We start from the raw sequence: 26454 nt of genomic DNA on the forward strand, positions 1-26454 counted from the left end.
AGCAGAACGCTAAAGACGCTGCCCTGAAGCCACGTTGAGGTCGCCAACTTCAAGCGGAGATGACCGTTTTCTGCCGTGGAGCCGGCGGCTCCGTTTGCGCCCAAGTTTAACGCCTAGCGAATGCGGCGTACGGCGTCGAGCAGAGAATGCCCCCGGCTGGTCAGACGCGGATGGGCGCCGCTGTCATGACCATGCTCCATCGTGACCAGTTTCTGTTCCAACAATGCGTCCAACCGATCGGGATCGACGTCGTGAACGTCCGGTGCATCGCCAAGCAGCAGCAGTGCTGCGATTTCATGCGGACTTAGCATGTCGGTCTCCTTGATCGAGTCAAAAGGGAACTGCGACGGCTGATCTGTGTACCGTGCTCCACGGGGGAGTTAGGAACCGCAATTGGATGATGTCGGTGCAAGGAACGCGCCGGGAGCGCTACACCGAACGTTTACGGTAAATCCTTCAGTCGTGGAAAGCAAGTGAGGAATATGCTGCGGGGCAGCGGAGAAGTCCAATCCCCGATTGGGATAGCGGCCCGGCAGGCGGCTGCGTCAGTGTGGCCCGAAGGTCGTCGTGAACCTTTCAAGACCCGCGCTTTTCCAAAACGGGCCAATTACGGACCAACGCCTCTCGGCACGCTTCAAGCGATCACTGGCCTCCTTGCCTGAGTGCAGTTCGCGCGAAGTTCACTGCTCAACGTCGCACAACGGCATTACAAAAGCTTCAGTCCCGCCATCGTGGCGCGTGCCGGGACACTATGCGAAAACTGCCGAGCTCGGAAGTTTTCCCCACGTCAAGGCTGCGGCGTACCCGTTTCTGCGAACGTTCTAACCAAGGATTGTTAGACAAATGCAGCCTCGAGTACTCGGTCGAAATTTTTTGGACCGGCCGATTGCCGTGAGTGTCACGGTCAGGGCCACAAGCCTGAGGCTGGTTCTTATCAGTTCAAACCGAGGGGACTTTGCACCCGAATCACGCGCATTGTTTTACGGCGCTCCCTTTAATGCAGTTCTCGCTGCCCTTACCGCATGGAGCCTCACTGTGGCGCGGCGGTGGTACTCAGTCGCTGTCATACTTTCTCGCTCAGCTTTTTTGGTCATGATTCGGAGCCGCCAAGCGAATCATTGGACTGCTCATTACCCAGAAGGTTAAAGTTTTTATGCCCTGAAGATCAAATTGGCTCTAAACTACCTATCTGGATCTCTCGATCGGAAAGGAAACCAGAAGATGGCAACTTACAAAGAACTGATGGCGCAGAAGGCAGCTCTGGAGGCGCACTTGGAAGAGGCACGTGCGAATGAAGTCGCCTCTGTCATCGAGCAGATTCAGAACCTGATGGCGGAATACGGGCTGACTGTCGAAGACGTTACCAAACGCCGTCGTGGTCGTCCTGCCGGCAGCGGCGCTGGTAAGGCGAAAGCGGGATTGCCCCCGAAATACCAGGATCCGAAGACGGGCAAGACCTGGTCTGGCCGCGGTCGTGCGCCGTCCTGGCTTGGCAAGAACCCTAACAAGTTCCTGATTGCAGAAGAGGCGTAAATAGGCGCAGCACGTCCCGCCAGAATAGTGTCCAACCCCTGCATGCAGGGGTTTTCTTTTTGAGAGCAATCGCCATGTCATTTGAAGTGATTCATGCCGATATCATGCTCGCCCGGCCAAACTTGGTTCCTCGTGAACGTACCGAGCGGGGGATACGGAACGGCTATTCCTACTGGCTCCGGCTTCCGCCCAGCAAGGTACTCAGAGTGATCCGCCTTTCGCACCAGTCTGGCGACAGCTATGAGTTGGTGCGTGCGGCCAGCGAGCGCAGAACGCGTCAGAAAATACGTCAACGGTTTTCCGGGTCCATAGCCGAGCTGATAGCCATTATTGACGAAGAGATCGACATCCTTTGCAAGGATGAGCGCTTGGTATCGAAGCCTGGTTCATAGGTTTGCTGGCCAAGACCAGGCCGCCCACGAGAAGCAGGGCGGTACGTTCCGATCCACGCGGCCGCCGTGCCGCTTCAGTTTCGTAGAATTGGCGCCATGTCGACCAGCGAGGACGCTCTCGGGTCGAAGTGAAGGGCCTGAGGGTGTAACAGATTGGGCCGCAAGACGGAATTTTGGCCCCCAAAGACCTTGTGACTACAGCAGAAGAGCCTACGAGGCTGGGCTTCGACCGATCGATTGCTGGGATCGTAGATGCAGGTCGCCCATTGCGGCCCAATTCATTGCACCTTGGCCGTCGCCCCCGCCAAGGGGAAAGCAAATGCAGCGCGAGAGCCTCATAATCCATTGGTCGGTGCTCGACTCACGGGGCGCCCAATTCCACACCACTATCGTTGCGCCAACGACACTCGCCAGCGACCGAGCGTACCTGTTTCAGCGTACGGCAGTTTGGTTTTGTTACGGCGAAGCATGACGAGGCGCTGCCACAAGAACCAACTGTGTCTTGGCACACCAACCAAGCCGCCGAGTCAAAATTGGGAAGGGCTTGCCCGTCACGATCACATAGCCCCTACTACGCGGCTCGCACCGGCAGGCGCCGCCGGCGCTGCTCTGTACGTTACTGGTGTCGGGAGCAACTTCAGCGTGATCATGTGACAACACGTGGTGGCTGCGCGGGAGCTTGAACTTGCCGATTACTGCCGTTCCCAGGACATGGATGTCGACGCGGCGCGCGCTCTCGTCCGAGAGGTAGAGAGCATTTTTTTGTACCCTGTGAGTGCGTGCAAACGCGAAAAAACCCGAAACGTTACCGCGTACGGATGTAGGCCTCGAAGAGACCCGCGTGCAGGCCGCGTAAGTCCTTTCGCCGTTCCAGCAAATCATGCTGGCGGCCCTGGCGCTCAAGGTTCAACAACTCCAGCATGATCCGCAATCCCTTTTCGGGTAATGTGCCCGTCGAGGGCTCGGACGCGCGTAAGAGGGCAGCAAGTCCGGGTTTTTCGGTCAAGGACCAGGCTGGGAGCCACGCGAGATCATCTAGCGTACCGTCACCATCGAATTTCGCATCGAACCGCCGGCGCAGCGCCAGCAATGACGAATCACCGAGCGTTTGTATGAGCGCGCCGAGCTTCTTCGGGGATAGCCAAGCAAGCTCGGCCAAGAGCGGCCATGCCGGGTCAAGCCCCTGTAGCCGGTAGACCGTCTCGGCCATCCAGGCGAGGGGAGTTGGAATTCGTCGCCATGACCCAATTCGCTTGATGCTGTCAGATGCTGCAGTCCACTCCGCAGCGCGCATCCATAGGGGTGCCGCATGCCATTCGGGCATCTCCCGGTGAAACGGCAATTGAGAGGCGGCTCGGGCAACAGCACGCCACAGCGGTAGGCACCAAGCCATGCCCGCTGCGTCGCCGAATGCTCGGCGCGCTGCCGGCATGCACGGCAAACACCACCCTTCGCAGGTGTCGCGCAGTGCCGTCTGAGTCGCGAAGTGTTCGTGGACGGGAGCCTCCAGCACACAGACAAGTGTCTCCAGGGTCGGCACAAGCGTGTCGTCCGGATATTCCGCGACCAGGCGCTGCAGTGCTTCACGCCCGGCGGCGGCATTGCGTTGCTCAAGCGCTGTGAGCACGTCGTTGCGAAGCATGACATCGCGGCCATCTTCAAAAAGATCGAGCTGATTCGTCACGGCGTTCCCGTTGGTAGTCAGATTGCGCCCCTGCAGGACCGGCCCGACATCGCCGGGCACAACAAGTCTTCAGGGATGGTAGCTGCTGCCGCGACTACGGGCAATCCGCAACCGGCCAACCAGATCTCGACGAGACAAGCGCTACCCGAGGGCGGCCAGGCAAATCAAGGCGCGACGCGTGGCGCTGATTCTGCCTTGGACTTCAGGACTCCGCCCATACAGCATCGACATCTCTCGATAGATGTCCAGCGAGGATGTAGTCTCCGAGCTTCTCCGCTTTTCCCTCCAGGCGCTCCAAGTCAGCCGCTGGTAGCATGCTGAGCTCAAATTGGCAGTAAAGATTGCGCTGACGGAACGTCAACTTTGGACGACTCAGTCCCGCAACGAGTGCGGCGGGCGAGCTGACGGCAATGCTCTCATGGCCGCGATACTGGACACGTATGCCAAGCTTTTCGCCCAGCCTGCCCAGCTCAATCGCATCCTGCCATCCTGATTCGTAGTCCAATTCCACGACCGTGACGCCCACTGTTTCCAGGAGCTTTAGTGCTTCGCCTTTGGTCGCAGCCAGATCTGTCGCCATTGCCGCCTCCCCTGCTCGTAGGACCTGTGGCGATTCGCGCGCTTCGACGGCCCAGATTCATATTGCATAGCAACATTGTAAGCGGGGAACGGTCTATTTCGTCAGGTCTTGTCGTCTCGCGTACCACTTTGACTTAAGCACCTGTACCGGTCGAGGCAGTAACCTTGCGGGCGCAAGTCGCGATTACGCCTTCGACAGATTTGTGATCAGGTAGATTGGTGATCATTCAGAGATAATCGGGTGACAGCGGACTGCCACTTTGCAAACGGAGCGCGCTCGATAGGTCATGCACAGTTGCACGAGGTCATGCAGGGCGCTTTTACCCAGACCGTGGCCGAGACGCATGGCGGGCCTACACCTGCCGGCCGTTCAGATTCACCGCCGTCGATTCCATCAAACCACGTCACCTATCCCAAAGACCGATGTCTGAAGGCCACGTATTCATTTGCGGCGACCCCCATGGCGAGTTCGGCCCGCTGATTGAAAGCGTCCACCGTCACCGCCCCGAAGCAGTGGTGCTCGCAGGCGACATCCAGGCCAGGCGCCCACTGGATGAAGAGCTCGCCAGCATCCTTCCTCTGACGCAGGTGTGGTGGATTCCTGGCAATCACGACACCGACAGCGATGCCGACTACGACAATCTTTTCGGCTCGGCCCTGGCCGACCGGAACCTGGATGGGAGGGTGGTCACGATCGCAGGCCTTCGGATTGCCGGGCTAGGGGGGATTTTTCGCGGCCAAGTCTGGATGCCGCCCGAACCAGCGCGCATGGAGAGCGAGTCTGACTATCTGGCCAAATGTGGGAAGGGGAATTACTGGCGGGGTGGTCTGCCGCGGCGCCATCGCAGCACGATCTTCCCGCAGACCTACAACGCGTTATTGAGTCAGCATGCGGATGTCCTGGTCAGCCATGAGGCTCCGGCTTGTCACCCACACGGGTTCGAGGCGATTGACATGCTCATCGAAGCAATGCGAGTGAAACGAGCTTTCCACGGCCATCACCACGAATCCACGGCTTATCCGACCGCAGGACCGTGCCGCATCTTCGGTCTCGGTGCGTGCGCGGTGGCCACGATCGAGGGCGAGTTCTTGCCCAGCGTCCTGACTTGTCCGGATCAAGTCGAAGGAGGCTAGACCAACGGTTGAGGTTCACGGGCAACGCTGTGGGGCGCCAGCGGGCCGGGCAAACGACTGGCGCGTTTGCGAATTGTGCACGATGGTCAGACCGCCCGCAGGTCAACATGACACCGGCAGATCCGGTGATCGATCGCGCAGCGGCGGCGGCCGTCGGCAAGTTGGACGCGCCGGTTGCCAGATGGTGAGTGCGACCAAAAAAACAGCCCTCGATCCGATGGAGGAGAGCCGCAGAAACGTCCAAGAAGAAATCGGGAAACACCTTGCGGCGCCACCCACATTCAGTACCCACCAGGTTGCCGTGGACGGCAATCCAGCCTGGCGCCGCGCAGTTCACCGGTTCGCGAAAAAAGAACCCGCGCTCATCAGGGGACGGGCGCGGGTGGTAGCAGGACCTACCGGAGCAGGATACGGCGATATAAACATCGCGCAACACAGGATTAGGAGGCTTTTTTCCCGGCAGTTCTTTTGCCAGCGAAAAAATTGTCATGTAGCGGGCAGACAATGGAACGATGGGTGGAGCCTCCGACCTTGCAGGGCCGCCTCGATGCTGTTGGAGCGCTCGGCGTGACGCATTGAGTCGGATGCACTGCTCGCCGGAGAACTCACACGCGCGCGGACGTAAAAAGCGAGGGAGGGTGCCGGCGTTGAATCCTATGGACGCTGCCTTTCCCGCGACTTCTGCGCAGTGTCGTCGGTTTCCTGCAGGGAATGAAGAAAATCTCCCACCAGTGCGACACACTCGTCAAAGCATCTGTTGAAATTAATCCGCTGGATCCTGTCGAACTGCTCACGCATGATCGGCGGGCCGGCCTCGACCTGGCCCCGGAAGGCGGAGGCGTGTCGAAGCAGAAACGGCGCAGCGTGTGTGTGTGCCGTCGGTTCATGCTCGACCACGACGGCCAGGTCAAAGAGATCCCGCGCAGTGGCACGGTCGCCACGATGGTAAAGCTTTTTGGCAACGATCTCGGCCGCGGTCTCCACCTTGACGGATTGCCCCATGATCTCCCAGATTTCGAATGGCTTGTCGGTCAGGTTGGGCGAGGCCACGACGTCGATTTCCCCAGCGTCGAGCACCAGCTTCACGAAATCCCCTTGCTCAACGTAGTCGCTCGTGATGCTTTCCGCGGCCTCGCTCAAACGCGGCGACACGAATCCCAGGCATTGCGGATCCGGGACAAAGAGGTCGATATCGCGGGAAAAACGATGGCGGTACCGAAGCATCAGGACCGTCCCGCCGCCGAAGGTCCAGAACGGCTCAATGCCCCCGTGCTTTCTGACCTCCTCCATCAGCGTAAAGGCATGAGGGAACAGGCTTTCCCAGATGTCGCCCTTTAGTTCAACTTTCATGCCCACAGGCCTCCGCGCGTGACCATCAAGGTCTGCGCAAGCCGCCTGAGGTTCTTCCAGATGTCGGCTGGATTCCGATGTTGCTTCGCCGCTACCTCCGCGACCACCTTGGTGACGAGTTGCAGAGGCGCCTCGTCCAAGACATGGGCCACCTGTGGACGATACTCCGACGGCACCTCGCCGGTGGCGAGGGCGCGCTCGAGCTCGTCTGGCGTGAGCTCGCCGGTGTAGCTCACGTTGGCGCCCTTCGCGGCCATCCACAGCGCCCGCATTGGCGACCCGCTAGCCAGGCGGCGCTCATCGGGATCGTTTATATCAAGTGCTAAGCCGAGCACATCCATCAGTCGCCCGAGCGACTGGAGCGTAGCGTTGACGCTGCCGTGTTCAATGCCGTTCAGCGACTGGCGCGACAGCCCTGCCATGTCGGCCAGCTGCTGTTGGGTCAGCCCCAAGGCAACCCGCTTGCGCTGGATCGCGTTGCCCAAGAGAGCGGGATTCATGGCGATAATCTCCAAACATGTGTCAAGTATAGACGACAAGATGGATGGTTGGCTTTCCGCCTATGCGGGGGACGAGTTCTTGGGATCCCGAAGGCAAGACTCGGCGTGCGATACGTCAGATCGCGCCGCGTGAGCCCAGCACGATCCGGGCGGTCCGCCGGTCGCACGCGGGCGGGGCTGGACGACGCTGGCGACCAAGCTTGGCGATGGCCTCGTGCTTATCCCCTGAGTTCGGCAGTCACATATTTGCGCGGCGCAACATCCATTCAACCGCGCGCACGGCGTTTCCGGTCGATCAGCGCCTGAGCGTCGTCCATGATCTGGTCATGTGGGGGCGGCGGGGCCGGGTCGGTCAGCGCTTGCTGGACCTTTGCGCGGAACCAAGCATCATAGGTCTCGGGACTCGTCGTCAGACCGGGCGGCAGCCCGCCTTCCTTGGCGATCCGTGTCAACAGAATGCGCACTGCGTCGGAAACGGTTAGGCCGACCCTGGCGAGGTTTTGCGTGGCGCGGGCTTTCAGGTCGTCGTCCACCCGGATGTGCAGCATTGAAGTATGCGCCATGAAAATCTCCTATGCATTGACCGACATTATGTATCTCAATTGCGATATAACCAAGGTAAGCGCATTACCTTGTCCGCAAGCGCCACGCTACGTTCAGTGAGTCGTTGCGGTCATCTGTACGGAACGCATGCGGCAACCGCCTCGAAGAAGTCAGCCGTCAGTTGTCACGTAACAATCGACAGCACGAGACTTCCGAGCGCTCAAAGCGCCTTATGCAATACTTTACCCATCATCGCTGACATAACATCCTATTCTTCAGAAGTGCGTTGGGGCTCCCAAAGCTCAAGGGGCAGACATGCGGCTAGCTGACTTTATCTTGCGCGATATGAAGCACATTTTGGGGGAATAAGAGGCGTTTGTGGCCACCCAGCTGCCTGCCGCACGGAATCTGGATTCTCTCGCCCTGCGCGACCCACGCACCGCAGATCTTCCAAGCCATTGCCAAAGATCTTAGGACCCCCGCAAACGAGCGAGGCGCAGCGCGAAAAATCCTTGGGACGAGCCCCGAAGGTGCCCGGTGCGCCGGACACTGCAGCCCAAATTCACGCCGTCATCCGGGCGCGCGGTGGCTTCAACATCAACCAGTTGGTCGCCGAGTACCGGGCGCTACGCGCGAGCGTGCTGCGTTTGTGGATGGACGAGTTTGAGTTGGTCGCCGGGGATCTGGATGACGTGATGCGATTCAACGAGGCGATCGATCAGGCCGTCGCGGAATCGGTGGATTTTTTCAACGCGGAAGTCGAGCAGTCTCACAATCTGTTGTTGGGAATGCTTGGGCACGATCTGCGCAGTCCTCTGCAGACCATCCAGATGACCGCCTCCTATCTGGCGGCGCTGAACGCCGGGGAGAAGGTGTCGGAGGCGGCAGCACGGCTCATTCGCAGCGGGGCCAGCATGAATTCCCTGCTGGATGATCTGTGCGATTTCAACCGAACGAAACTCAGCTTGGGTATCAACATCGCTCCCATTGAGGTCGGCCTAGCTCACGTCGTTGGCGATACCGTGGATCAGTTGCGGGCAGCGCATCCGGACCGCCGCATCGACCTTGAGATGAACGGTAACGCGCTGGGCGTTTGGGATGGTTTGCGGCTGCAGCAAGTGGTTTCCAATCTGGTGCTCAACGCGATCAGGTATGGCGCACCAGACGCCCCGGTCCGTGTTGTACTCACTGGTGACGACACCGAAGTTCATCTCGCGGTGAGGAACAGCGGCCCCGCTATTGACCAACTGACGCTGGCGCGAATGTTTGACCCGCTAAGCAGAGGTCCGGATCCGGAAGACAAGCACGCGCACGGGCTCGGGCTCGGGCTCGGGCTCGGGCTGTATATCGCGAGCGAAATTGCCAGGGCCCATCACGGGTCAATCGACGCCCGCTCCGACCAGGCAGAGACGGCGTTTGAGGTGCGTCTGCCGCGTCGAGCATCCCAAACGACTTGAGTGGTGCGGTCGCTTTGCCTGCCCGGGCGTCGTGCAGTGCCGTCGCGATTTGCCCGAGCACACGGCATCGTCAGGTTCCTGTCCGAATGCGGGACCGGGATTTTGTCGTCGCGGCGACGGCCGGTGCCGCCGGGATCGGCTCAAAAAGGGCCTCGATGTCTTCGGCGGAGAATTTGACGGCGCCGGCGGCATCCTCCGACAGGATCGCCTCGGCCAGCGCGGCTTTCTGCGCTTGCATCGCGACGATTTTCTCCTCGACACTGCCACCGGTGATCAGCTTGTAGACGAACACGGGCTTATCCTGGCCAAGGCGGTGTGCGCGGTCAGTAGCCTGATTTTCCACAGCAGGATTCCACCAGGGATCGTAGTGAATGACAGTGTCGGCCGCTGTCAGGTTCAGGCCAACGCCACCGGCCTTCAAGCTGATCAGGAAAAGCGGTACCTCGCCTTGCTGGAAGCGTTCGACCGGGGTGATGCGGTCCGTGGTATCCCCGGTCAGCATGACGTAGGGAATGCCGGCGTTTCGCAGGGCTGCCGCAATGAGATCCAGCATGCTAGTGAACTGCGAGAACAGCAGGATCCGACGGCCTTCCTCGATAAGTTCGGGCAGCATGTGCAGCAACAGGTCAAGCTTTGCCGACTCCTTGATCCGGGCCGCCTCTTTGATCTTGACGAGCCGCGGATCGCAGCAGACCTGGCGCAGTTTGAGCAACGCCTCCAGCACGATGATGTGGCTGCGCGCGAGGCCCTTGGCAGCGACGGCCGCCCGCACCTTTTCCTGCATGGCAGCGCGCACTGTTTCGTACAGATCGCGTTGTGCGCCTTCGAGTTCCACCGTGCGCACGATCGTCGTCTTCGGGGGCAGCTCGGTGGCCACCTCATCCTTGCGCCGGCGCAGCATGAATGGCCGGATGCGCCGCGCGAGCAGGTCGCGTCGAACGGCATCGCCGCCCTTTTCGATGGGAGTGCGCCAGCGTCGCGTGAAGTCCTGGCGGGTACCGAGAAAGCCGGGCAGCAGGAAGTCAAACTGCGCCCACAATTCACCGAGATGGTTTTCGAGCGGCGTGCCTGTCAGGCAGAGGCGGTGTCGCGCACGCAGTGTTCGGATGGTTGCGGCGGACTTGGTGGCGGCATTCTTGACGTATTGGGCCTCATCCAGAAGCAGCAGGTGATAGTCGTGGCCGGCAAGGATTGCCTCGTCACGCCACAGCAAGGCGTATGTGGTCAGGATCAGGTCGTGCTCGCCGATCTGGTCAAAGCGATCGTGACGCTGGGGGCCGTGCAGATCCAGCACGCGCAGCGTCGGCGTGAAGCGCTGGGCTTCCTCGCGCCAGTTGTGCACGAGGGTCGTCGGCACGACGATCAGCGCAGGCCGGTCCAGCCGGCCCCGTTCCTTTTCCGTGAGGACGTGCGCAAGGGCCTGGATCGTCTTGCCCAGTCCCATGTCGTCGGCCAGTACCCCGGACAACCCGTGCTCGCGCAGGAACTGCATCCAGGCGAGCCCCTGGCGCTGGTAAGCACGCAGTTCGGCCGTCAGGCCGCGCGGCACGGGCACGTCTGCCATCCCGGGACCCGCCATCAGCCGCTGCGCGAGCTGCCGGATCGATGCCGCGCCGTCAAACTGCCAGCGCCCGGTCTGATCCAGGGCATGGAGCCGGGCTGCATCCCACTCGGAAATGCGCATGCCGGTGTTGAGCGCGTCGAACAGGTCGATCAGCACGCGCACGACGGGTTTCAGCCGGTCGGCACCCAGGCGCAGCCGCTCGTTGCGCTCGGTCTTCAGATCAATCGCTTCGTCGTCGGGGATGCCATCCAGCCTGCCTGACAACCAGCGCGAATCCCGGCGAAAGAGGTCAGCCAGCAGCGGCTCCAGACGCACCGTACGGCCGTTGACAGTGATGCCCATCTCGACGTCGAACCAGCCATCACCGGTCTGACGCAGGCGGCCGTCAATGGCCTCGATCTCAATCACATTGTGCCGAAACGCGTCCGTCATGACGACGCGCCAGCCACTTGCGCGAAGGATCGGAAGCAGCACCTTCACGAGGCTTGGCCAGCTGGCATGGTCCTCGGGGCCGAGCATGTCGGCCGGAAACGGGGCTGGCCCAAAGACATGGTCGGCCCGAATCTTCCGGAACCCGGCCTGTTGCAGTTCTGTCAGACGCTTGCGCTCGAGATCGGCGTCCCGTTTGATCTGGACGACCTCGCCACCGGTGGTTTGAAGGAGAGTGGTGCTGCTGTGCGCCGGGAGGCTGTGTCCTGCGTAATCAAAGCTGACCGTCGCAAAATCCTGCGCCGAGGCCCATGTCGACAACGTGTCCAGGGCCAGGACGGGCACCGGCGCGCAGTGGATGCTTCGCACCGACGCCGTTTCATGCGCAGGCGGCATCGGGAGTTCGGGCGCCACGTCACGCAGCACATTCCCAACCAGTGCGGCCTCGTCCAGCGTAATGGCCGGCATGGACAGGAAATCGGCGAGCTGTTCGGAGGGCCAAGGCATCGCCAGGATGCCGGCTTCACCAGCATCCGCGTCGACGTACCAGCACGGCTGGGTGCTCGTCAGCAACAGGGAAGCGGGTGGTTCGGCTTGCAGAAGCGGCCGCACGCGCGTGTCGGGCTGCGCCTGCCAAGTCAGTTGCGCGCCGCGCGCGGCTCCGACTTGCAGCGCACAGTGCGTGCCGGGATAGTGTGAGCCCGCGGGCGAAAAGGAAACAAAAGCCCGTCCGGTTGCCATCAGTTGCTCCAAGATGACGGCACCGGTTGCGCCCCGCAGGCCAAAACCACCCATATAGGAGGCATGTGAGCGGCCCAGCCATAGCCCGCGCAGGATCGGCAGATCCGCTTCGGTAACAAATTTGGGGGGTTCGACCAGCGCCTTCTCGATGTTTTGCCACGGATCGTCAAGCGAGCGAATCGTGCCGTCGGCGCCAACGCGTGCCTTGTAAATCGTTACCTCGCCGCCGCGGTACGATTGGCCGATCACGTAGGCTAGGGCATGCGTGGGCTTGGACGGCTTTTTCTTGGCCGCGGGATTGGCGGCCGTGCGCCTGGCACGAAAGCCTTCAAGCCAGCTCACCAGTTCCGCGCGCACGCCGGTGGACGGTGGCTTCGGCTGGTGCGCCAGGCCGGCGATCAGCAGCGCTGCCACATGCTTGCAGTCGACCCCAACTGGACACGTGCATTCGCCTTCCACCCACATGTCGTCGTCGACGTCGTGGAAATACACACGCACGTCATACGGACGCGTGCGGGTGCCTTGCACCAGGCCCGCCAGGGTGTCCTCGTCGATCCAGCGCAACTCCGAGACGGCACTCGCATAGGGACGCGCCTTGGACACCGTGAACGGATCCAGCCATTGCGCGATTTGCCTGGATTGGTAGGGGACAGACATTGACTGAAGGAGGCCGGTGGACAACGTCGGGAGCATTTTACGCGGCTGGACTCGCGACCGGTAAGGCAGCAGATCCCAAATCGAAGGCGAGCTGGCTCGTCTCGGTAGGCTGGGCCGGCGATCGTCCTCGGCGGGGAATTCGAGTCGTCGTGATCGACGCGGGCGGAGATTTCCGGCGGGTGTCGACGCCGCTTCATTCTGCGGGGAGGGCCGGCGTGTGCCTTCGTCAGCAGGTCAATGCCCAACTCTAATGTCTAGTGGGTACCTCGACCAGAATGGCGCAACGGGGTCGGCCGCCCGGTCGAACAATTCCGGGACCTTCCGGGACGATCAGTATTCCCTGTGGCAAGGTGTCGAACTGACGCTGGAGTCCCATTGATGTACAATTGAAACGTACATATCAAGCAAGGGAGCACCTTTCCATGCAAACTATCCCGTTTTCTGAGGCAAGAGCGCACCTCGCTGATGCGCTGCGAGGTGTAGAAGTGGCACAAGAGCCCCTACTGATCTCCCGGCGCGGGCAGGCTGCCGGCGTCTTGATGTCGTGGTCTCAATATCGACAGCTGGTTGGGTCTTCCTCTGGCTTTTCTGCGCGTCTGGCAGAGTGGCGCCAACAGCATTTGACAGAAGAGAATGAGAGCGATCCCTTTGCGCAAGTACGCCAACCCGATGGGGGAAGAGAATTCTCATGGTGAGCGCCGTGAGTTGGTTGCTCGACACCAACATTGTTTCAGAGGCCATGCGGCCGAGACCTGAGGTCGCGGTAACGGACAATTTGGCCCGCTACGAGGGGGAGCTAGCAATTCCGGCCCCGGTCTGGCACGAACTCCGTTATGGCTGGTTGCGCATGCCGGATGGCCAACGGAAGGACGCAGTTGGCCGTTTTGTGCAAGATGTCGTGGGCACTTTGCCAGTCTTGCCTTACGACGCTGCCGCAGCGCGGATCCACGCGGAGCTGCGCCAGTCACGCGAGCGGGCTGGATTCACATTGCCATTCGTGGATGGGCAGATTGCATCGGTTGCGATAGCGCATGGGCTAACCTTGGTGACACGCAATACGAAGGATTTTTCGGAATTGACTGGTTTGCGGCTGGCGAACTGGTTCGTCCCCTGATTGCCGCGAGGACGAGGCGATCATCAAGGCAGCCATCGACGCCGGCCAGGAAAAAGGCATTCAGCAGCCAGGCCGATCTGCGCAAGCTGATTGGTGTCGACCTGGCGTAATGAACTGGAACAGCACGGAAAAACGGAAGGATGGTGCTGACGTTGAAAGATGGAGAACCGCAACCGGCGATGGACGTTAGATGACATGTCGCCGCTGCGACCGGGCATCCACGTGTGGGCCATGGATGCAAAGCCCGCTATGCCCGGGAAGACGCGGCTGGTTGAAGAGTTTCGTTCTCGGCAATTATTTCTCTTGCGGCGTTTCGCGAATCCTTTTGCGGAGACGATGAGACAGATCTTGGATCCTGGCGTGTCGGCGTTGCGTAGTCTCCTGCGCTGGGAAACAATCGGTTGGAGGAAGTGCTGGGGCCAACAACGTGGATATCCGCTTTAATCGCAACCTAAGCGCTGGCTCCGCGCGCGTAACTCGCCACGTCATCTTGACCCCTGCAATAGTGGCTGATCTGGTCAGTCCGCGGCTCGGCTCGCTGCGGCTTTGAACGCCGAGGACTGTCGCCGTCAGGCGCGCCGCGTGCGCCTCCGCGCGATCACGGGCGAAGCTGGAGGGGCTGCTGCCACGCGCCCGCCCGCCTCGCCGCGGCCTCCTTGTTCTAGCCCATGGGGCCAGGAACAAATTCTGCAAAAACCGAACGCGGTGCAGCAGCTTGTGGAGCGCCGCCTTGCGCTTTGCGATGGGCCAGTCGCGGATGTGGCCCGCACAGTTCCGCAACATGAAGGCAATTTAGGGCGCACGGTGGATTCTCTCCAATTGTCTACGCAGGGCGTAGACAATTCTGCGTACAATGTCTAAATGTGACTTATATTTAACATAATGATTGTTATGCGCGCTGTTGGTATGTCCTGAAGTGTTGCGTGTGGGACGGCACGGAGGCTTCAAGTACCGCAACGGAAAAGTGCTTTTATGGTATCTTTCGCCGTTGCGTTTTGTTGTGGGTTTTATGTTCGTTCAGGTCAGCGCCGCCGCCGTGCCGCGGGCGCTCCGGGGGGTTGCGCTGGTCGACAGCAACCACATGCCCAGGTACTGGGCCGCGGTCTGGCTGGTCATCGCGGGTGCTCAATGGGCAAAGTCCACGCAGACCATGCGGCTGCGGTACATCGAGAACCTGTATGAGCATGCGGATCGGTCATTCAAGGCGAATGCCCTGGATGACGCGCTATCTGACCTTGACGATGCCCGGCTTGCGGACATTCTCGAGTCGTGGTTCGTGAGTCTGCGTAATCAGCCTGTCGCCACTCGCAGCAATGAGGACCGGTGGCAGACCGGACTGGCATTCGTGACATCGGTGGTCACATGGCTGTCGAAGTCGGCGGACGCGAAGATGCGACAGATCGAAGCGCGCATCCACCGACTATCAACTCTTTACCGCCAGCTTCACATTCGCCAAGGTGCCCGCAGCGAGACCGTTCGGTCGTTGCCCTCCAGTGTGGTCGAGAGTCTCTATCAGATCCTGGATCCGGAATCGGATGCCAATCCCTTCCAGCGCGCGCACACGCGCTGGCGGGTCTTCATCGCGTTCGTGCTGATGCTGCATCAGGGTCTGCGCCGCGGCGAACTGTTGCTGCTGCCAGCGGACGCCATCAAGAGCAGCTATGACCGCGAACTTGGCCGGACAAGGTACTGGCTGAACGTCCGGCAAAACGAGTATGAAGAAGTCGGCAGCGACAGCCGTTACTCGAAACCCAGCATCAAAACGCGCCATTCGGTCAGGCAAATTCCCGTCAGCGACGCAACGGCGGGCCTGGTGCAGATCTATTGCGAAAATTACCGGGGCCGGCCTTCCCATTCGTTCATGTTAAGCGCCCAGACTGGCGGCCCTCTTTCCACAGAGTCGTTGACGAAGATCTTTACAACGATATCGAAAGCGTTGCCAGCTGATGTGCTGAAGGAACTGCACGACCGCACCGAAAAGAAGTCGGTCACCTGCCATGACCTCCGGCATACCAGCGCCGTATTGCGGCTTCACCAGTTGCTGGAGCGAGGCGACTCGATGCCCGAAGCGCTGCAGAAACTGCGTACATTCTTCGGATGGTCGAAAGAGTCGGACATGCCTTCGCGCTATGCCAGGGCTGTCTTTGAAAGCCGACTCGCGAGCGTATGGAACGACGCGTTCGATGATCGTGTGGCCTTGCTGCGCGCGCTGCCGCAGGGACGCTGATCATGCTAGAGGTCTTCCCTTCCCGGCTTCGTGGGCAAGCCGGGCCATCGGTGCTCGAAAGCATGGTGGCGTCATTGCCGGAGCTACCGCCCGTTGTACGCTACTACGACGACTTCGACGACAAACTCCGCTCCATTCCGGCAGTCGGTCAGACAGATGTCTTTGGGCTTCACCTCAATGGTCGGATGGGCCGGCTCGACTTCGGCCGGTATCCTGCTGTCTATGGCGCTCTGCAGAAGCATCTACTGGTCTTCCTGCTGGGCGAAGACGTGCATATCTCGACCTGCTTCAATGTATTGAGCGCAGCAATGCATCTCGAGGTGCATGACGTCGACCGCGTTGTTGCAGCCGGCCCAACCCGCATAGCAACGATATGGATGGCGCTGCGCGCCTGTCAGTTGCCGGTTCATGCCTATCGTTTCGTTAAGACGGTTCTGCGGCTGCTATGCAGGCATCGCCTGCACGGGTGGTCCGAGTCGTATCTGACCTATGTCAGCGCCGCCCTGCCCGGCCCCGCGTCGGACTCATATGCTGGTGTGCGGTCAGGGGATGTCTTCCTGAGCGCTGATGAAGAAGCTGTGATCGTTCGCTACCTGGACGAAACATCGGATCTCGTGAGGACCCGAGGCTGGTCAGGCGTCGCGCATGACAAGCTTTGCGAGGCCGCGATGGTGCTCTGTTCCTATCAGTTCGCCATGCGCCCCATTCAGGTCGCGATGCTGACGAGGCGTGATGTACGGGTCTGGCAGCCAGAACCCGGCGGCGAACCGGCTGTTCACCTCACGTTCGTCATGGTCAAGCAACGGGGACGGCTTCGCAAAAGGCCGATGGTCCGTCGTGTGAAACAAGAGTGGGCGGTGCTGTTCACGGCCCCGGTGGCACATGCAGACTTGCACGGTCGCGACGCGAGCGATCGCGTCTTCGACGTCAGATCCAATCGTGAAGCCGGCTCTCGCATTGCCCGCTGCGTGGAACGCCTCATCGGGGATGACGCTTGCGCGATGGACCTTCGCCATACGGCAGCCCAACGCCTTGTTGACGCTGGTGCAAGCCACGAGGAGCTCGCCGAGTTCATGGGACATTCCGATGTACGGACCGGGCTGGTGTACTTTGCGGCGTCAGCCTCTCACGCGGAACGGGTCAACCGGGCACTCGGCGCGTCAGAGATATACCGGCGGGTGGCAAAGATCGCGCACGACCGGTTCATCTCCCCGGAAGAACTCACCCAGCTCAAGGGAGAACAGCAGATCGCCGGCGTGCCTCACGGCATCCCGATCGCCGGCATCGGCGGCTGCACGTCGGGGCAACCAGCCTGCCCTTACAACCCGGTGACGTCGTGCTATGGGTGCAGGAAGTTTATGCCTTTGCACGACAAAACGATGCACGAAAGTGTATTGGCCGCAATGCGTGAAGTAGTCTCGCTCTTCGAGCAGAGTTCCCGTGGTGATGCCCGATCGCCGGCCTACCTGCAACTGCAGCGCACGATCGCCGAAATACAGGCGGTCATCGACCAGTTGGAAGGCGAGCGCCGATGAACCCACACTACTCTGCCTTCATCGAGTTGGGCAAGGCACTCGTCCGTGAAAAGAGCCTGCAGTGGGACATACCTTTGGACAGCCTGGCGGAGGATCTTGACCAGATCGAAATTCCACAGGACGTCGAGATCCTGCTCGGCGAAAAAGCCGGCACGGTTGCCCGGCTCATCAAGGGTGGCAAGGCCAGCGGTCCGATCGTCGATGCCTTCCGGCGCATCCAGAAAACGGAAGGTGACGCGGCCGCATACGAGTACCTGCGTGCCGAAGCAGACGGATTCCATGCTACCCCTTATGGGCACTGCCTGAACTCATTCACGGTCGATCCGTGCGCCAAGCATCTGGAATGCTTCGCCGACTGTCGCCACCTCTCGGCCACTGACCTGCCAGAGCACAGGCGGAATCTGATTCGGCTCGAGGGCCAGCTCAAGCTTGCCGTGGAAACGATCAAGGCCCGCCCATCGACCAGCATTGGTTGGAAAAACCAGCTCGACCACGCGGAAAAGCGGCTCGCTGGGGTGCAAGGGCTGCTCCAAACGCAGCCGGGCAAGCGTCCCTTCCCCGATGGCATTGACCTCTCCTTGCCCCGACGACGGGGAGTACTTGATGAATAAAACCAATGAAGTGTCGTCGGCCGACGACGGGAAAATGCGTGAGATCCTTGAGGTGTTGCTGACCGACGACGAGGACATCACGGCGCGCGCCGTCGCCCGACTGCATCCGTCCATCAGGGCAGCGTCGTCGATCACCCGCAGCGAGTCACGCCGCAGGCTGCTTGCCGAGTATCAGCAGCGCCAAGCGGAATACCGGCGTTGGCGTGGCCGCGCTGCCAAGCAATCTGGCGCTGACATGGCTGCGACGCTTGCCGACAAGGACCTCCGGATTGCGGAGCTTGAAGCCACCGTGCAATTGCTAACGGCTTCCCACGTCGCTACGCTACGTGCAGTTGGCGAACTGGGCGGATTCAGCAAGTGGGCCAGATTTTACGAGCAGTATCGCGACGCCCGGGACAAGCTTGCAGAACTCGGCGCCATACCCGAAGCGGCAATCGTCCCGATGCAGGAGAACTCTAAACGCCGGAACTAAGCGCGGCGAAGATGAATGCCTCCGGCGTGATACTGTTTGCATTGATGCTCGCAGCCACGAAATGGCTGCGGTTCCGCGGCGGAAGCCGTCTCTCTCCCGAAAGGAGCGTTCATGTCCTATTGCCCCTTCTTCCAGACCCTGCATGACGAAACTCGCCCTGTGGGCAACCTCGGCCGGGGAACACACTACTCCATCCTGCGGGCGCCGGTCTGGCATGACGAGCTTCTGAACCGGCTCGATCGCTGTGCATTCCTTGACCTCGCGGTCATCTGGGACGAGGACCATGACGATCGCGTGATCGACGCGCTCATGATGCTCTACGTCGGCGGCCTGCTCTCCCCTGTGCGGTATATCGGGGAGCGCAAGGGTACGCTCTCTGTGTTGTTGGCTCCAGATGCAATGCGGACCTGGACCCCGAAGGCGCTGCAGCAGTATCGCGACGATATCGAGAATGTTTGCCAGTGCCTGGAAGATCCGTGGACGGCAAAAGTTGACGCCATCGATGGGCGCGAGCACTCGATCATCCACAGTTCGGCCGAGAACGTCTCCATATATCTGCGCAACATCGACGTGCTGTGGGAACTGGGGGTCAAACCAAAGACGCGATCGTAGTCCCGCGCCTTAGTGCGCAACACGCAACACCGCAGTCGTCAGACTCCCGGCCTGGCGTGTCCTTCCGTTGCGCCTCCACACAAAACTCAACGCAACGAAGACGGGTGCCACGGGCACGCAACACATGCCAGCCAAAAAAGTGGGCGCCCTGTGGATCACTCGGCCGTCTTCCGCCTGAGATACAACAAAAACGGAACACCCGAACCAACGCAACGCTAGGCCGTAGGTGCCAAGAATGCGCGCTGAGCCGTATAAGTCACTTTAGCCTAGAGGCCGGCGATACATTGGGATCAATTGGGCTATAATTAGGTATCAACTGATCGACCAGGTGCCGCCATGCTAGTCGTCTCGCCCGAGAATATCAGCGCCGTGATGGCGCTGTCGCCGCCCCGGCTATCGATCGCAGAACTGGACGCGGCTGTGCGCGAAGGCCTCCCCAAGTCCGCGCTGCGCGAGATCGTCGACCACGTCGTACGCACTTCCGAGGAGCGCCGTGCATTGATGTCCCGCATCGTGCCAGAGGCCACTTTCAAACGCCGCAGGGATCGACTCACCCCGGACGAATCGGAAAAGACCGAGCGGCTGGCGCGGATCTTTGCCACCGCGAACTTCGTCTGGGACGATGAGGACGACGCGCGGGCGTTTCTCAATGCCGCCCATCCGCTGCTCGGCGGCAGTAAGCCGTTGGACGTGGCCATGACGGAGCTCGGCGCCAGGCGCGTTGAGGAACTGTTGTGGCGGCTCTTCTACGGCATGTCCGCCTGATGCGGATCTTTCGGATTGCGGACCGTCGGCACGAGGTCTGGAACGGCACGGGCGCCATGCTGGTCGGCGGGCGCTTCAACAGCCCCGGGCGGCCAGTGATCTATGGCGCCTTGAGCTTCGCTGGCGCAATGCTTGAGGTGCTGGTGCATGCCCGAATCGGCAAGGTCCCGCGCCATCACGTCTTGGTGATCGGCTCGGTGCCTGAAGACGTGTCGGTCGAACGAGTCGATGTCGGCCAGCTGCCAACCGGCTGGGACACGCAGGAAGACCCCCGTGCCGCCAGAAGCTTTGGTGATCGCTGGCTGGCCGAGGGCCGCTCCGCAGTCCTGCTGGTGCCGTCCGTGGTAGCTCGCGGGGAATGGAACGCTCTGGTCAATCCCACGCATCCTGACGCCCCACGGATCCAAGTTTCCGCGCCGGAGCCTGTGCAATGGGATGACAGGCTTTTTACGCCTCATTCGTTGTAACGAGGCCGTACGCGCGGCGGCAATAGGCCCCCAGCTGGCGCTTGCGAGATAGCTGATTTTCGTTTCGGTCGCGGTTGCCGCGGCCATCATGGCGACGCAACCTTCTGCCGTAATGAACAATACCGCGGATGGCGGTAAGGTCCAACACTCCCTGAGCTGAGCGCGGCGTACCCTTGACTTTGCCGGTGTGTCGGTAATCTGGAAGCATCATCGTGAATACCGCTTCCCATGCTTACCCCACCCTCGCAACTGTCCCTGTTCCCGACCCCGTCGAATCGGGCCGCCCTCACCCATGCGCTGGCGCTGTTGCCGCTCGCCTGTTCCGGCACGAAGTTGGACCGCCCGATGCGAGCTGCGCTGGCTCGCCGTTATGGCGTGGTCCCGCAGTTGCTGCAGGAGACTGAGGGCGGCATCGGCATGCGGCGGTCCCAGTTCGGCGCCTTCCTGGATGGCCTAGCGCCGGCATTCGGCGACAGGATCGGCCAACATCCAAACGGCACACCGCTCTATCGCCGGTATGGCGGGATCGAGGCCGGCGCCATCGCCAGCCTGACCTATCGGGCAGCGCCCTACCTGCCTGCACGCAGGGCGCGCGTGCTGTCGCTCTTCAATGGTCCGAGCGGTCCGACAGCCGACGTCGAGGTCGAAGAGGTCATACGCGGTCGCACAAAAATTTGCGCGCGCTGGGTCAGCGTCGCGGATCTTCATCCTTTTCCGGTCGAGGTGCCGGCATGAGCGTTTTCGATCGGCTGCTGCAACAAGAGGCGAACGAACTGTGCCAAACGGGAGCGGGAACGCCCGGGAAGCTCATAGCACTGACTCATGCAGGATTCCGGGCCTGGGCCAATCTGACTTTTCCGCCCGAGAAGCGATTTGCGCTTCTGCAAGAAATTCTGCGCTACTGTGCCTCGCAATGTTTGCTGGCCTGCTGCTTCACGCAGGAATACCGCTTGCAGGAGATCGCGCCCAGACATGACCATGCCGCCGCATCCCAAGACGCAGGCCATCACCCACCATGTGCCCGAGCATCTGATCGAGGCCTTGCTGCAGGCGACTGACGAATTTTTCAGCGCCGCGCGTGGTGGCCAGACCCGCGGGCAGCGCGCCGTGGAAGTCCGCGCGCAGGATCGCCACGCGGGACTGGATTCCCCGGTTCAGCGCTCGGTTCTAGAGCTTGTCAGCTACTCGACCCACTCCGCATCCACTTCCCGTAGCAAGTGTCTAGCCAGGATGTAGTCTCCCATTGTCGCTGCCTTTGCCTCCAATCTGTCCAACTCACCTGCTGGCAGTTCGTCGAACTCAAACTGGCAGTAAAGATTTCGCTGCCGGAACGTTGTCTTTGGTCGCAATAGGCCGGCAACGAGCGCAGCCGGCGAGCGGACGGCAATGCTTTCGTGCCCGCGATACTCGACGCGTACCCCAACCTTGTCGCCGAGCCTGCCGAGTTCAACTGCATCTTGCCAACCTAACTCGTAGTCCAACTCGACCACCGTTACTCCCTCTGCTTCCAGGAGCTTCAGTGCCTCCCCTCTGGTTCCAGCTCGAGCTGTCGCCATTCTGTCCTCCGCTGCATCCCTCGGCGGCCCCGTGTATTAGCCCGCCGCAAACAGGGCGTGTGGCTATTCGTGCGCTTCTTCAGCCCTGGTCCTGTATTGCACAGCAACATTGTAAGTGGGGGGCAGCTTCGTTTGCTGGATGCGGTCCTTCGAGCGGATAGGAATCCTTGCATACTGCTGGGAAAACCCTAGTTTCTAAGGGCGGGCACGGCGGTCAGCCAGAACAGCTGGTTGGTTGTGTAGGAGAAGCCGGCCGAGTGCGGGCAGGCTGACCGCCACCACGCTCCAGACTTGCCAGATGGCAAAGGCCAGGAAAAGCGCCGGCACGGAAATCCAGAGGATTGATCTTGGCTATCGCCTCGCCTTCTCTTTCCCAGAACGCTTTATCCTCAGGAGTCCAGATGTAAAGCGTGGATCCACGACGAGCTGACAGATCGTCATTGCGCATCGGCATCGGCTCTCCAGTGCGATTTCGAGAGGCGGCAAGCTAGAATCCAGCGAAACATAGCCTCAATGACTAAGAGGGGAAATGTGAAGTTGTCCAGATGATTCGCATTTCCAAGTCTTGTGCTTCAAATGTATGCATGGCGGCTTTCAAGTGATGTAAAAGCTTTCTTGGACGTTATGAAATATTTGGGGCGCCTTCATCGCCCGCATGTGACCTATGCCGCCGTGGCAAGCGCACACGGATAAGTCCACGTACCCGCCGAGGAGGTCCTGGCCTGATCCGGACGGCAAGTGCCTGGCGCCATCATGTATGGTCTGCTTCCAGGCATCGATTTCCTCAATGTATCGACTCCTGTCTGGACGCTTTCGCCTCCCCCTCGAGCTGCTTGCGCAGCGCCGCGAAGCGCTCCTGTATATTTTCTCCAAACAGCGGATCTGGGCTGTCTGGAACGGTGGTCGCGACTTCTGCCCAGTCCTCTTCGGTCAGCTGCTGCGCAGCGCGCGGCATGACGTGTCTCTCCTCAGTGGAGAGATGATTGCGATAGTACACAAGATACATGGCCGCGGCGGCCTCCAGGGCCGCGCGCGAAGTGATGACATCTCGCTCCGCTTCATTCAGACGGCTTAGGAGCTCTTCGCGCACCCTGGCAATTATGCGATGCTCTTGCAGGAGCCGGCTGACCACAATCTGCATGCCGGGATCTCGCTCGACGAGCAGTGCGTACGCAACATCCTCGCGAGGATGGTGAACACGATCACCAAAGTTCCGCATGTAATAGATGATCGTGCCGATCAAACTGTAGTTCGGCTGCTCTCCCCGGTGAAAAACGCTCACCTGCTCTTCCAGCAGGTCGAGCAGTGCGGCGAAATTGATGTGATCGGCATGCCAAATGGCAAGTTGGTCGGTCATGGCGCGCTCCAGCGAAACTGGTCAAGTACACGATCGGGCTCGAAGCTGTATCGAACTCAAGAGGCTCTAATCTGAACAGTAGTCTCCCGTTACCATTTGGGGCTGATTTAGATCAATAGTGGGCGTCGCCCACTCTCCCACACGCCTGTGTCGGCACAATGGGCCCTGCTCGAACCCCGGCATGACGCTCTTGCGCTTCTGGGCTGCCATGGAAGGGCGCCTCCCAGTTGCCCCAGCACGATGCGCACGATGCGCTCGACATGCGCGCCGGTCAGCTCGATGCGGGCGCCGGCCAGTGGTCACTACTTGGTCACGATCCTTCGATGTTGCCATGGCGGCCACCGCTTGCGAGGCGGGTGCGATGCCTTCTGGTGGGAGATGCTGGCCCAGTGGCGCAAGACTGGGCTGAGCATCCGCGCCTTCTGTCACCAGCATGGCCTGGTGGTCAGCATTGTTGGCCCATGGCGCAAGCGCGTGGACCACGACCGGCCGGGTTGCCGCTGACGGTGACCGCCGACACCGCCTTCATTGCGGCAGCCACGAGCACAGCTGAGATGGTGATCACCTGTTGCACGGACCCATAGTACAGTCATCCCGGCGTCATTAGAATTAGCAGCAAATAGCCTTGATTTCTCAACGGTATGGCCTACCTCGTCAATTTGAATGTCATGCGACATCCCAGAATCCCGTATTGTCGAGCTATGAAGCGCAAGTGAGTAGGCCCAGATTACGCTCGAAGATCCGCTGCCCGTGCGTGAACTCCTGCTGCGGGCCCGCCGCAAAAAGGCTCATGTTCGGTCGTGCTACCGCTTCGCAGATCGCCTCAGCATCGGCCGCATCGTTCCTTTTGGTCTTAACGTACGGTTTGACGAATTGCGGCGCCAGCATGGGTGAGGCATATCAAATCTGCATCTTACTCAAGATGCGATGTCCTTGCGACCAGTAATATCTATGTATGATTTTCAGCGGTTGGCATTATGCTTGCGGTGGCAGTACAGACTGTTTGCAATGGCATTATCGGCTCTGTGGCACACGTTCATAACGTCGAGGTTCTCTTGTGTTTCGCACAAGTAGTTTCGATTGTTGACGACGATGAGGCTATGCGCATCGCAACGGCGAGTCTTGTACGCTCGTTCGGAAAACCTACACGCCAATTTGCGTCGGCGGAGGAGTTCTTGCAATCGGGCCATATCGCCGAGACATCGTGCCTGACGTCATGATGCCCGGCATCTCGGGGCTCGCCATGCACGACCGCATTCTGGCACTTGGCTATGCGCCGCCGACCATATTCATCACGGCATTCCCGTCGGCCGACCTCCAAGCGAATGCCCTTGCCAAAGGCGCGCTGGCTGTCCTCAAAAAGCCGGTAGATGCTAACACCTTGGCGTATTGGCTCAGTGTCGCTTTGTGCCCGCCGTAGCGGATCGACGATATGTTGGACAGCGCGAGCGCAAGACTGCGCTGCCGAGGCTGGCATCGAGTTGATTGATGGCGACTGCCAGACGCCGACTCGTGCGGCTTGCGGCGCAAAAATGGCGCCACGAAAGCGGAAGGAAAGTCCGTTCTGGGGCTATTGCAACCCCCGAGTTGCCTGACGACACTTGCCTGTGCGGCGCTATCCGGAAATGATTGGTCGATGAGGAAGGAAAGGACATCTGCGAATCGATGTCCTTCCGCTCTACTGAAAGCCCGGACAACCGATCTTCACCAAGTCGGCGGCGACCGGAACGACCGGTCCCTGCTACTCAGCAAACAGGTCGGGACCAAACACTTCGTAATGAATGCGTGCCTCATGAATGCCGAGATTCTTCAGGGCATCATGCTGCATTCGCATGAACGGAATCGGACCGCAGATGTAGTAGTCGGCGTCTGGCAGCAGGATCGATTTCTCGATCTGCTTCACATCGACTAAGCCCGGATAATCATAGTCCCGTCCCTGGACATCTTCCGGTAGCGGTTGGTCATAGAAAACAAAGAGGTCAAGGTTTTCATAGGTCTTCGCCGCTTCGCGCAGCCTGTCGCGCATCGCGTGTACTGCGCTGTTACGTGCGCCATGCACGAATACAACTTGCCTCGGTGGGGCCTGCAATGCCACTTTGAGCATGCTGACCATCGGTGTCAGCCCAACGCCACCGCTGATCAGGACAATGGGTGTCTTGGCGTCAACGTCGATATGGAAGCTTCCATAGGGCGCAGCCAGCTTGACCTGATCCCCAACATTCACGTGATCATGCAACAGGTTCGAAACATAGCCCGGAGGCTGCGGCCCGCCGCCCTCGCGCTTCACCGAGATGCGATAGCTGCGCCCGTTCGGCATATCCGACAGGCTGTATTGGCGAATCTGCTGCAACCCGAGCGCGGGCACATCGATTGCGACGCTGGTGTATTGTCCGGGTTCGAAGTTCACCACGGGACCACCATCGGCAGGCTCAAGGATGAATGACGTGATCACATCGCTCTCGGGGCGCTTCTCACGAATCACAAAGGTGCGCCACCCCTTCCAGCCACCGGGTTGTTCCGCAGAGCGCTCATACAACTCGCTCTCCATGCCCATCAGGACATCGGCCAGATTCCCGTAGGCTTGCGCCCAAGCGGAAATGATGTCGTCGGTTGCGGCATTGCCCAACACTTCCTTGATGGCGGCCAGTAGGTGTTCTCCAACAATGGGGTACTGTTCCGGTTTGACGCCGAGACTTGCATGCTTGTTGGCGATGTTCTTCAGGACGGCCATCAGACTGTTTGGGTCCTCGATATTCTCCGCATAGGCATAGACCGCCCGTGCCAGCGCCTGCTGCTGCTGGCCCTGTTCCTGGTGGGCCATGTTGAACACATTCTTCAGTTCGGGATGCGCTTCGAACATGCGCTGATAGAAGCACTTGATGATGTCGTAGCCGTGTTCGGCCAGCACCGGTGCGGTGGCCTTTACGATGTCTTTTGTTTTCTGGGTCAGCATAGTCGGTCTCCATGGCGCGGGCGTAGGGGTCGCCAAATCGGCGAGGGTAGACGGTGGCCTGCCTCGCCGCGTTGATCAAGGTCAAGTCTAGGTGAGACGGTCGTGACGGAGTAACCCGAAGCCGTGCCGCAAGGCTTGAACGATGACACTCATGGCAGAAATTGAACGGGCCATGCCAAGATACGGCGAATCCGCTATCACAAGGTCTATCGCCCCTGACTG

26 protein-coding genes and 2 pseudogenes are annotated in these 26454 nt (G+C 60.3%); 16 read left to right on the forward strand and 12 right to left on the reverse strand.

Features of this window, described 5'->3' with window-relative positions:
- Window positions 1-113 precede the first annotated feature (113 nt).
- Window positions 114-311: a hypothetical protein gene (locus I6H87_RS33070; protein ID WP_011154094.1), complete on the reverse strand. Its 198-nt coding sequence runs from the start codon at window positions 309-311 to the stop codon at window positions 114-116.
- 910 nt (window positions 312-1221) lie between these two features.
- Here I6H87_RS33070 and I6H87_RS33075 point away from each other — a divergent pair.
- Together I6H87_RS33075 and I6H87_RS33080 are read left to right on the forward strand one after the other, a co-directional pair.
- Window positions 1222-1533 (forward strand): H-NS histone family protein, encoded by a 312-nt coding sequence (locus I6H87_RS33075; protein ID WP_011154095.1) that lies wholly within the window; start codon window positions 1222-1224, stop codon window positions 1531-1533.
- A gap of 74 nt (window positions 1534-1607) precedes the next feature.
- Entirely contained in the window at window positions 1608-1925 is a 318-nt protein-coding gene (locus tag I6H87_RS33080) for a hypothetical protein (protein WP_041688690.1), read from the forward strand.
- Between the two features lie 805 nt (window positions 1926-2730).
- Here I6H87_RS33080 and I6H87_RS34605 read toward each other — a convergent pair.
- Both I6H87_RS34605 and I6H87_RS33090 read right to left on the reverse strand, forming a co-directional pair.
- Complete coding sequence (locus I6H87_RS34605) at window positions 2731-3609, reverse strand: hypothetical protein (protein WP_041688822.1); 879 nt, start codon at window positions 3607-3609, stop codon at window positions 2731-2733.
- 202 nt (window positions 3610-3811) lie between these two features.
- The gene (locus tag I6H87_RS33090; protein ID WP_041688692.1) at window positions 3812-4189 is read right to left on the reverse strand and encodes a hypothetical protein; all 378 of its coding nucleotides are present in this window, start codon (window positions 4187-4189) and stop codon (window positions 3812-3814) included.
- 422 nt (window positions 4190-4611) lie between these two features.
- Between I6H87_RS33090 and I6H87_RS33095 the strand changes: the two genes are divergently transcribed.
- Window positions 4612-5322, forward strand: coding sequence for a metallophosphoesterase family protein (locus tag I6H87_RS33095; RefSeq protein WP_011154096.1), 711 nt, complete (start codon window positions 4612-4614; stop codon window positions 5320-5322).
- Window positions 5323-5976: 654 nt separating this feature from the next.
- Here I6H87_RS33095 and I6H87_RS33100 read toward each other — a convergent pair.
- The 3 genes from I6H87_RS33100 to I6H87_RS33110 form a co-directional block, all read right to left on the reverse strand.
- Window positions 5977-6672: a nucleotidyl transferase AbiEii/AbiGii toxin family protein gene (locus I6H87_RS33100; protein ID WP_011154097.1), complete on the reverse strand. Its 696-nt coding sequence runs from the start codon at window positions 6670-6672 to the stop codon at window positions 5977-5979.
- Window positions 6669-7172: a helix-turn-helix transcriptional regulator gene (locus tag I6H87_RS33105; RefSeq protein WP_011154098.1), complete on the reverse strand. Its 504-nt coding sequence runs from the start codon at window positions 7170-7172 to the stop codon at window positions 6669-6671. The genes I6H87_RS33100 and I6H87_RS33105 overlap by 4 nt, the downstream gene beginning before the upstream one ends.
- A 266-nt stretch (window positions 7173-7438) precedes the next feature.
- A complete protein-coding gene (locus I6H87_RS33110; RefSeq protein WP_011154099.1) occupies window positions 7439-7735 on the reverse strand; it encodes a type II toxin-antitoxin system RelB/DinJ family antitoxin in 297 nt (98 codons plus the stop codon).
- A 295-nt stretch (window positions 7736-8030) separates the two neighbouring features.
- Between I6H87_RS33110 and I6H87_RS33115 the strand changes: the two are divergent.
- Window positions 8031-9172, forward strand: a pseudogene (locus I6H87_RS33115) (sensor histidine kinase).
- A gap of 70 nt (window positions 9173-9242) precedes the next feature.
- On the opposite strand, the gene I6H87_RS33120 reads toward I6H87_RS33115, so the two are convergent.
- Entirely contained in the window at window positions 9243-12563 is a 3321-nt protein-coding gene (locus tag I6H87_RS33120) for a DEAD/DEAH box helicase (RefSeq protein WP_011154101.1), read from the reverse strand.
- Between the two features lie 422 nt (window positions 12564-12985).
- On the opposite strand from I6H87_RS33120, the gene I6H87_RS34945 reads away from it, so the two are divergent.
- From I6H87_RS34945 to I6H87_RS33170, 10 genes are all read left to right on the forward strand, one after another.
- Complete coding sequence (locus tag I6H87_RS34945; protein WP_082236122.1) at window positions 12986-13258, forward strand: type II toxin-antitoxin system Phd/YefM family antitoxin; 273 nt, start codon at window positions 12986-12988, stop codon at window positions 13256-13258.
- On the forward strand, window positions 13252-13677 hold the full coding sequence (locus I6H87_RS33130) for a type II toxin-antitoxin system VapC family toxin (RefSeq protein ID WP_011154102.1): 426 nt from the start codon (window positions 13252-13254) through the stop codon (window positions 13675-13677). Before I6H87_RS34945 ends, I6H87_RS33130 begins: the two co-directional genes overlap by 7 nt.
- A gap of 1009 nt (window positions 13678-14686) precedes the next feature.
- Entirely contained in the window at window positions 14687-15904 is a 1218-nt protein-coding gene (locus I6H87_RS33135; RefSeq protein WP_011154103.1) for a tyrosine-type recombinase/integrase, read from the forward strand.
- A 2-nt stretch (window positions 15905-15906) separates the two neighbouring features.
- A complete protein-coding gene (locus I6H87_RS33140) occupies window positions 15907-17439 on the forward strand; it encodes a site-specific integrase (RefSeq protein ID WP_041688694.1) in 1533 nt (510 codons plus the stop codon).
- On the forward strand, window positions 17436-18050 hold the full coding sequence (locus I6H87_RS33145) for a hypothetical protein (RefSeq protein ID WP_011154105.1): 615 nt from the start codon (window positions 17436-17438) through the stop codon (window positions 18048-18050). Before I6H87_RS33140 ends, I6H87_RS33145 begins: the two co-directional genes overlap by 4 nt.
- Window positions 18043-18522, forward strand: coding sequence for a hypothetical protein (locus tag I6H87_RS33150; RefSeq protein WP_011154106.1), 480 nt, complete (start codon window positions 18043-18045; stop codon window positions 18520-18522). Before I6H87_RS33145 ends, I6H87_RS33150 begins: the two co-directional genes overlap by 8 nt.
- Window positions 18523-18633: 111 nt before the next feature.
- On the forward strand, window positions 18634-19134 hold the full coding sequence (locus tag I6H87_RS33155; protein WP_011154107.1) for a hypothetical protein: 501 nt from the start codon (window positions 18634-18636) through the stop codon (window positions 19132-19134).
- Between the two features lie 336 nt (window positions 19135-19470).
- Window positions 19471-19899, forward strand: coding sequence for an Xre family toxin-antitoxin system antitoxin (locus I6H87_RS33160; RefSeq protein WP_011154108.1), 429 nt, complete (start codon window positions 19471-19473; stop codon window positions 19897-19899).
- The gene (locus I6H87_RS33165; protein ID WP_011154109.1) at window positions 19899-20366 is read left to right on the forward strand and encodes an RES family NAD+ phosphorylase; all 468 of its coding nucleotides are present in this window, start codon (window positions 19899-19901) and stop codon (window positions 20364-20366) included. The genes I6H87_RS33160 and I6H87_RS33165 overlap by 1 nt, the downstream gene beginning before the upstream one ends.
- 228 nt (window positions 20367-20594) lie before the next feature.
- On the forward strand, window positions 20595-21101 hold the full coding sequence (locus tag I6H87_RS33170; RefSeq protein ID WP_041688696.1) for a hypothetical protein: 507 nt from the start codon (window positions 20595-20597) through the stop codon (window positions 21099-21101).
- 198 nt (window positions 21102-21299) lie between these two features.
- Here I6H87_RS33170 and I6H87_RS33175 read toward each other — a convergent pair whose 3' ends face one another.
- The 4 genes and pseudogenes from I6H87_RS33175 to I6H87_RS33190 form a co-directional block, all read right to left on the reverse strand.
- The gene (locus tag I6H87_RS33175) at window positions 21300-21500 is read right to left on the reverse strand and encodes a hypothetical protein (protein ID WP_157886316.1); all 201 of its coding nucleotides are present in this window, start codon (window positions 21498-21500) and stop codon (window positions 21300-21302) included.
- A 47-nt stretch (window positions 21501-21547) separates the two neighbouring features.
- Entirely contained in the window at window positions 21548-21922 is a 375-nt protein-coding gene (locus I6H87_RS33180; RefSeq protein ID WP_011154111.1) for a hypothetical protein, read from the reverse strand.
- A 197-nt stretch (window positions 21923-22119) separates the two neighbouring features.
- A pseudogene (locus I6H87_RS33185) lies at window positions 22120-22370 on the reverse strand (nitrate/nitrite transporter); the annotation flags it as partial.
- Between the two features lie 336 nt (window positions 22371-22706).
- On the reverse strand, window positions 22707-23279 hold the full coding sequence (locus tag I6H87_RS33190; RefSeq protein ID WP_011154112.1) for a hemerythrin domain-containing protein: 573 nt from the start codon (window positions 23277-23279) through the stop codon (window positions 22707-22709).
- A 378-nt stretch (window positions 23280-23657) separates the two neighbouring features.
- On the opposite strand from I6H87_RS33190, the gene tnpA reads away from it, so the two are divergent.
- Together tnpA and I6H87_RS33195 are read left to right on the forward strand one after the other, a co-directional pair.
- Window positions 23658-23783, forward strand: a complete 126-nt coding sequence (tnpA, locus tag I6H87_RS34950; protein WP_413227108.1) for an IS66 family insertion sequence element accessory protein TnpA — start codon at window positions 23658-23660, stop codon at window positions 23781-23783.
- Window positions 23784-24483: 700 nt separating this feature from the next.
- Entirely contained in the window at window positions 24484-24699 is a 216-nt protein-coding gene (locus I6H87_RS33195; RefSeq protein WP_328706767.1) for a response regulator, read from the forward strand.
- Window positions 24700-25020: 321 nt separating this feature from the next.
- Here I6H87_RS33195 and hmpA read toward each other — a convergent pair whose 3' ends face one another.
- Window positions 25021-26232, reverse strand: coding sequence for an NO-inducible flavohemoprotein (hmpA, locus tag I6H87_RS33200; RefSeq protein ID WP_011154115.1), 1212 nt, complete (start codon window positions 26230-26232; stop codon window positions 25021-25023).
- Window positions 26233-26454: the final 222 nt, after the last annotated feature.

The organism is Cupriavidus necator, assembly GCF_016127575.1.
Classification (GTDB): domain Bacteria; phylum Pseudomonadota; class Gammaproteobacteria; order Burkholderiales; family Burkholderiaceae; genus Cupriavidus; species Cupriavidus necator_D.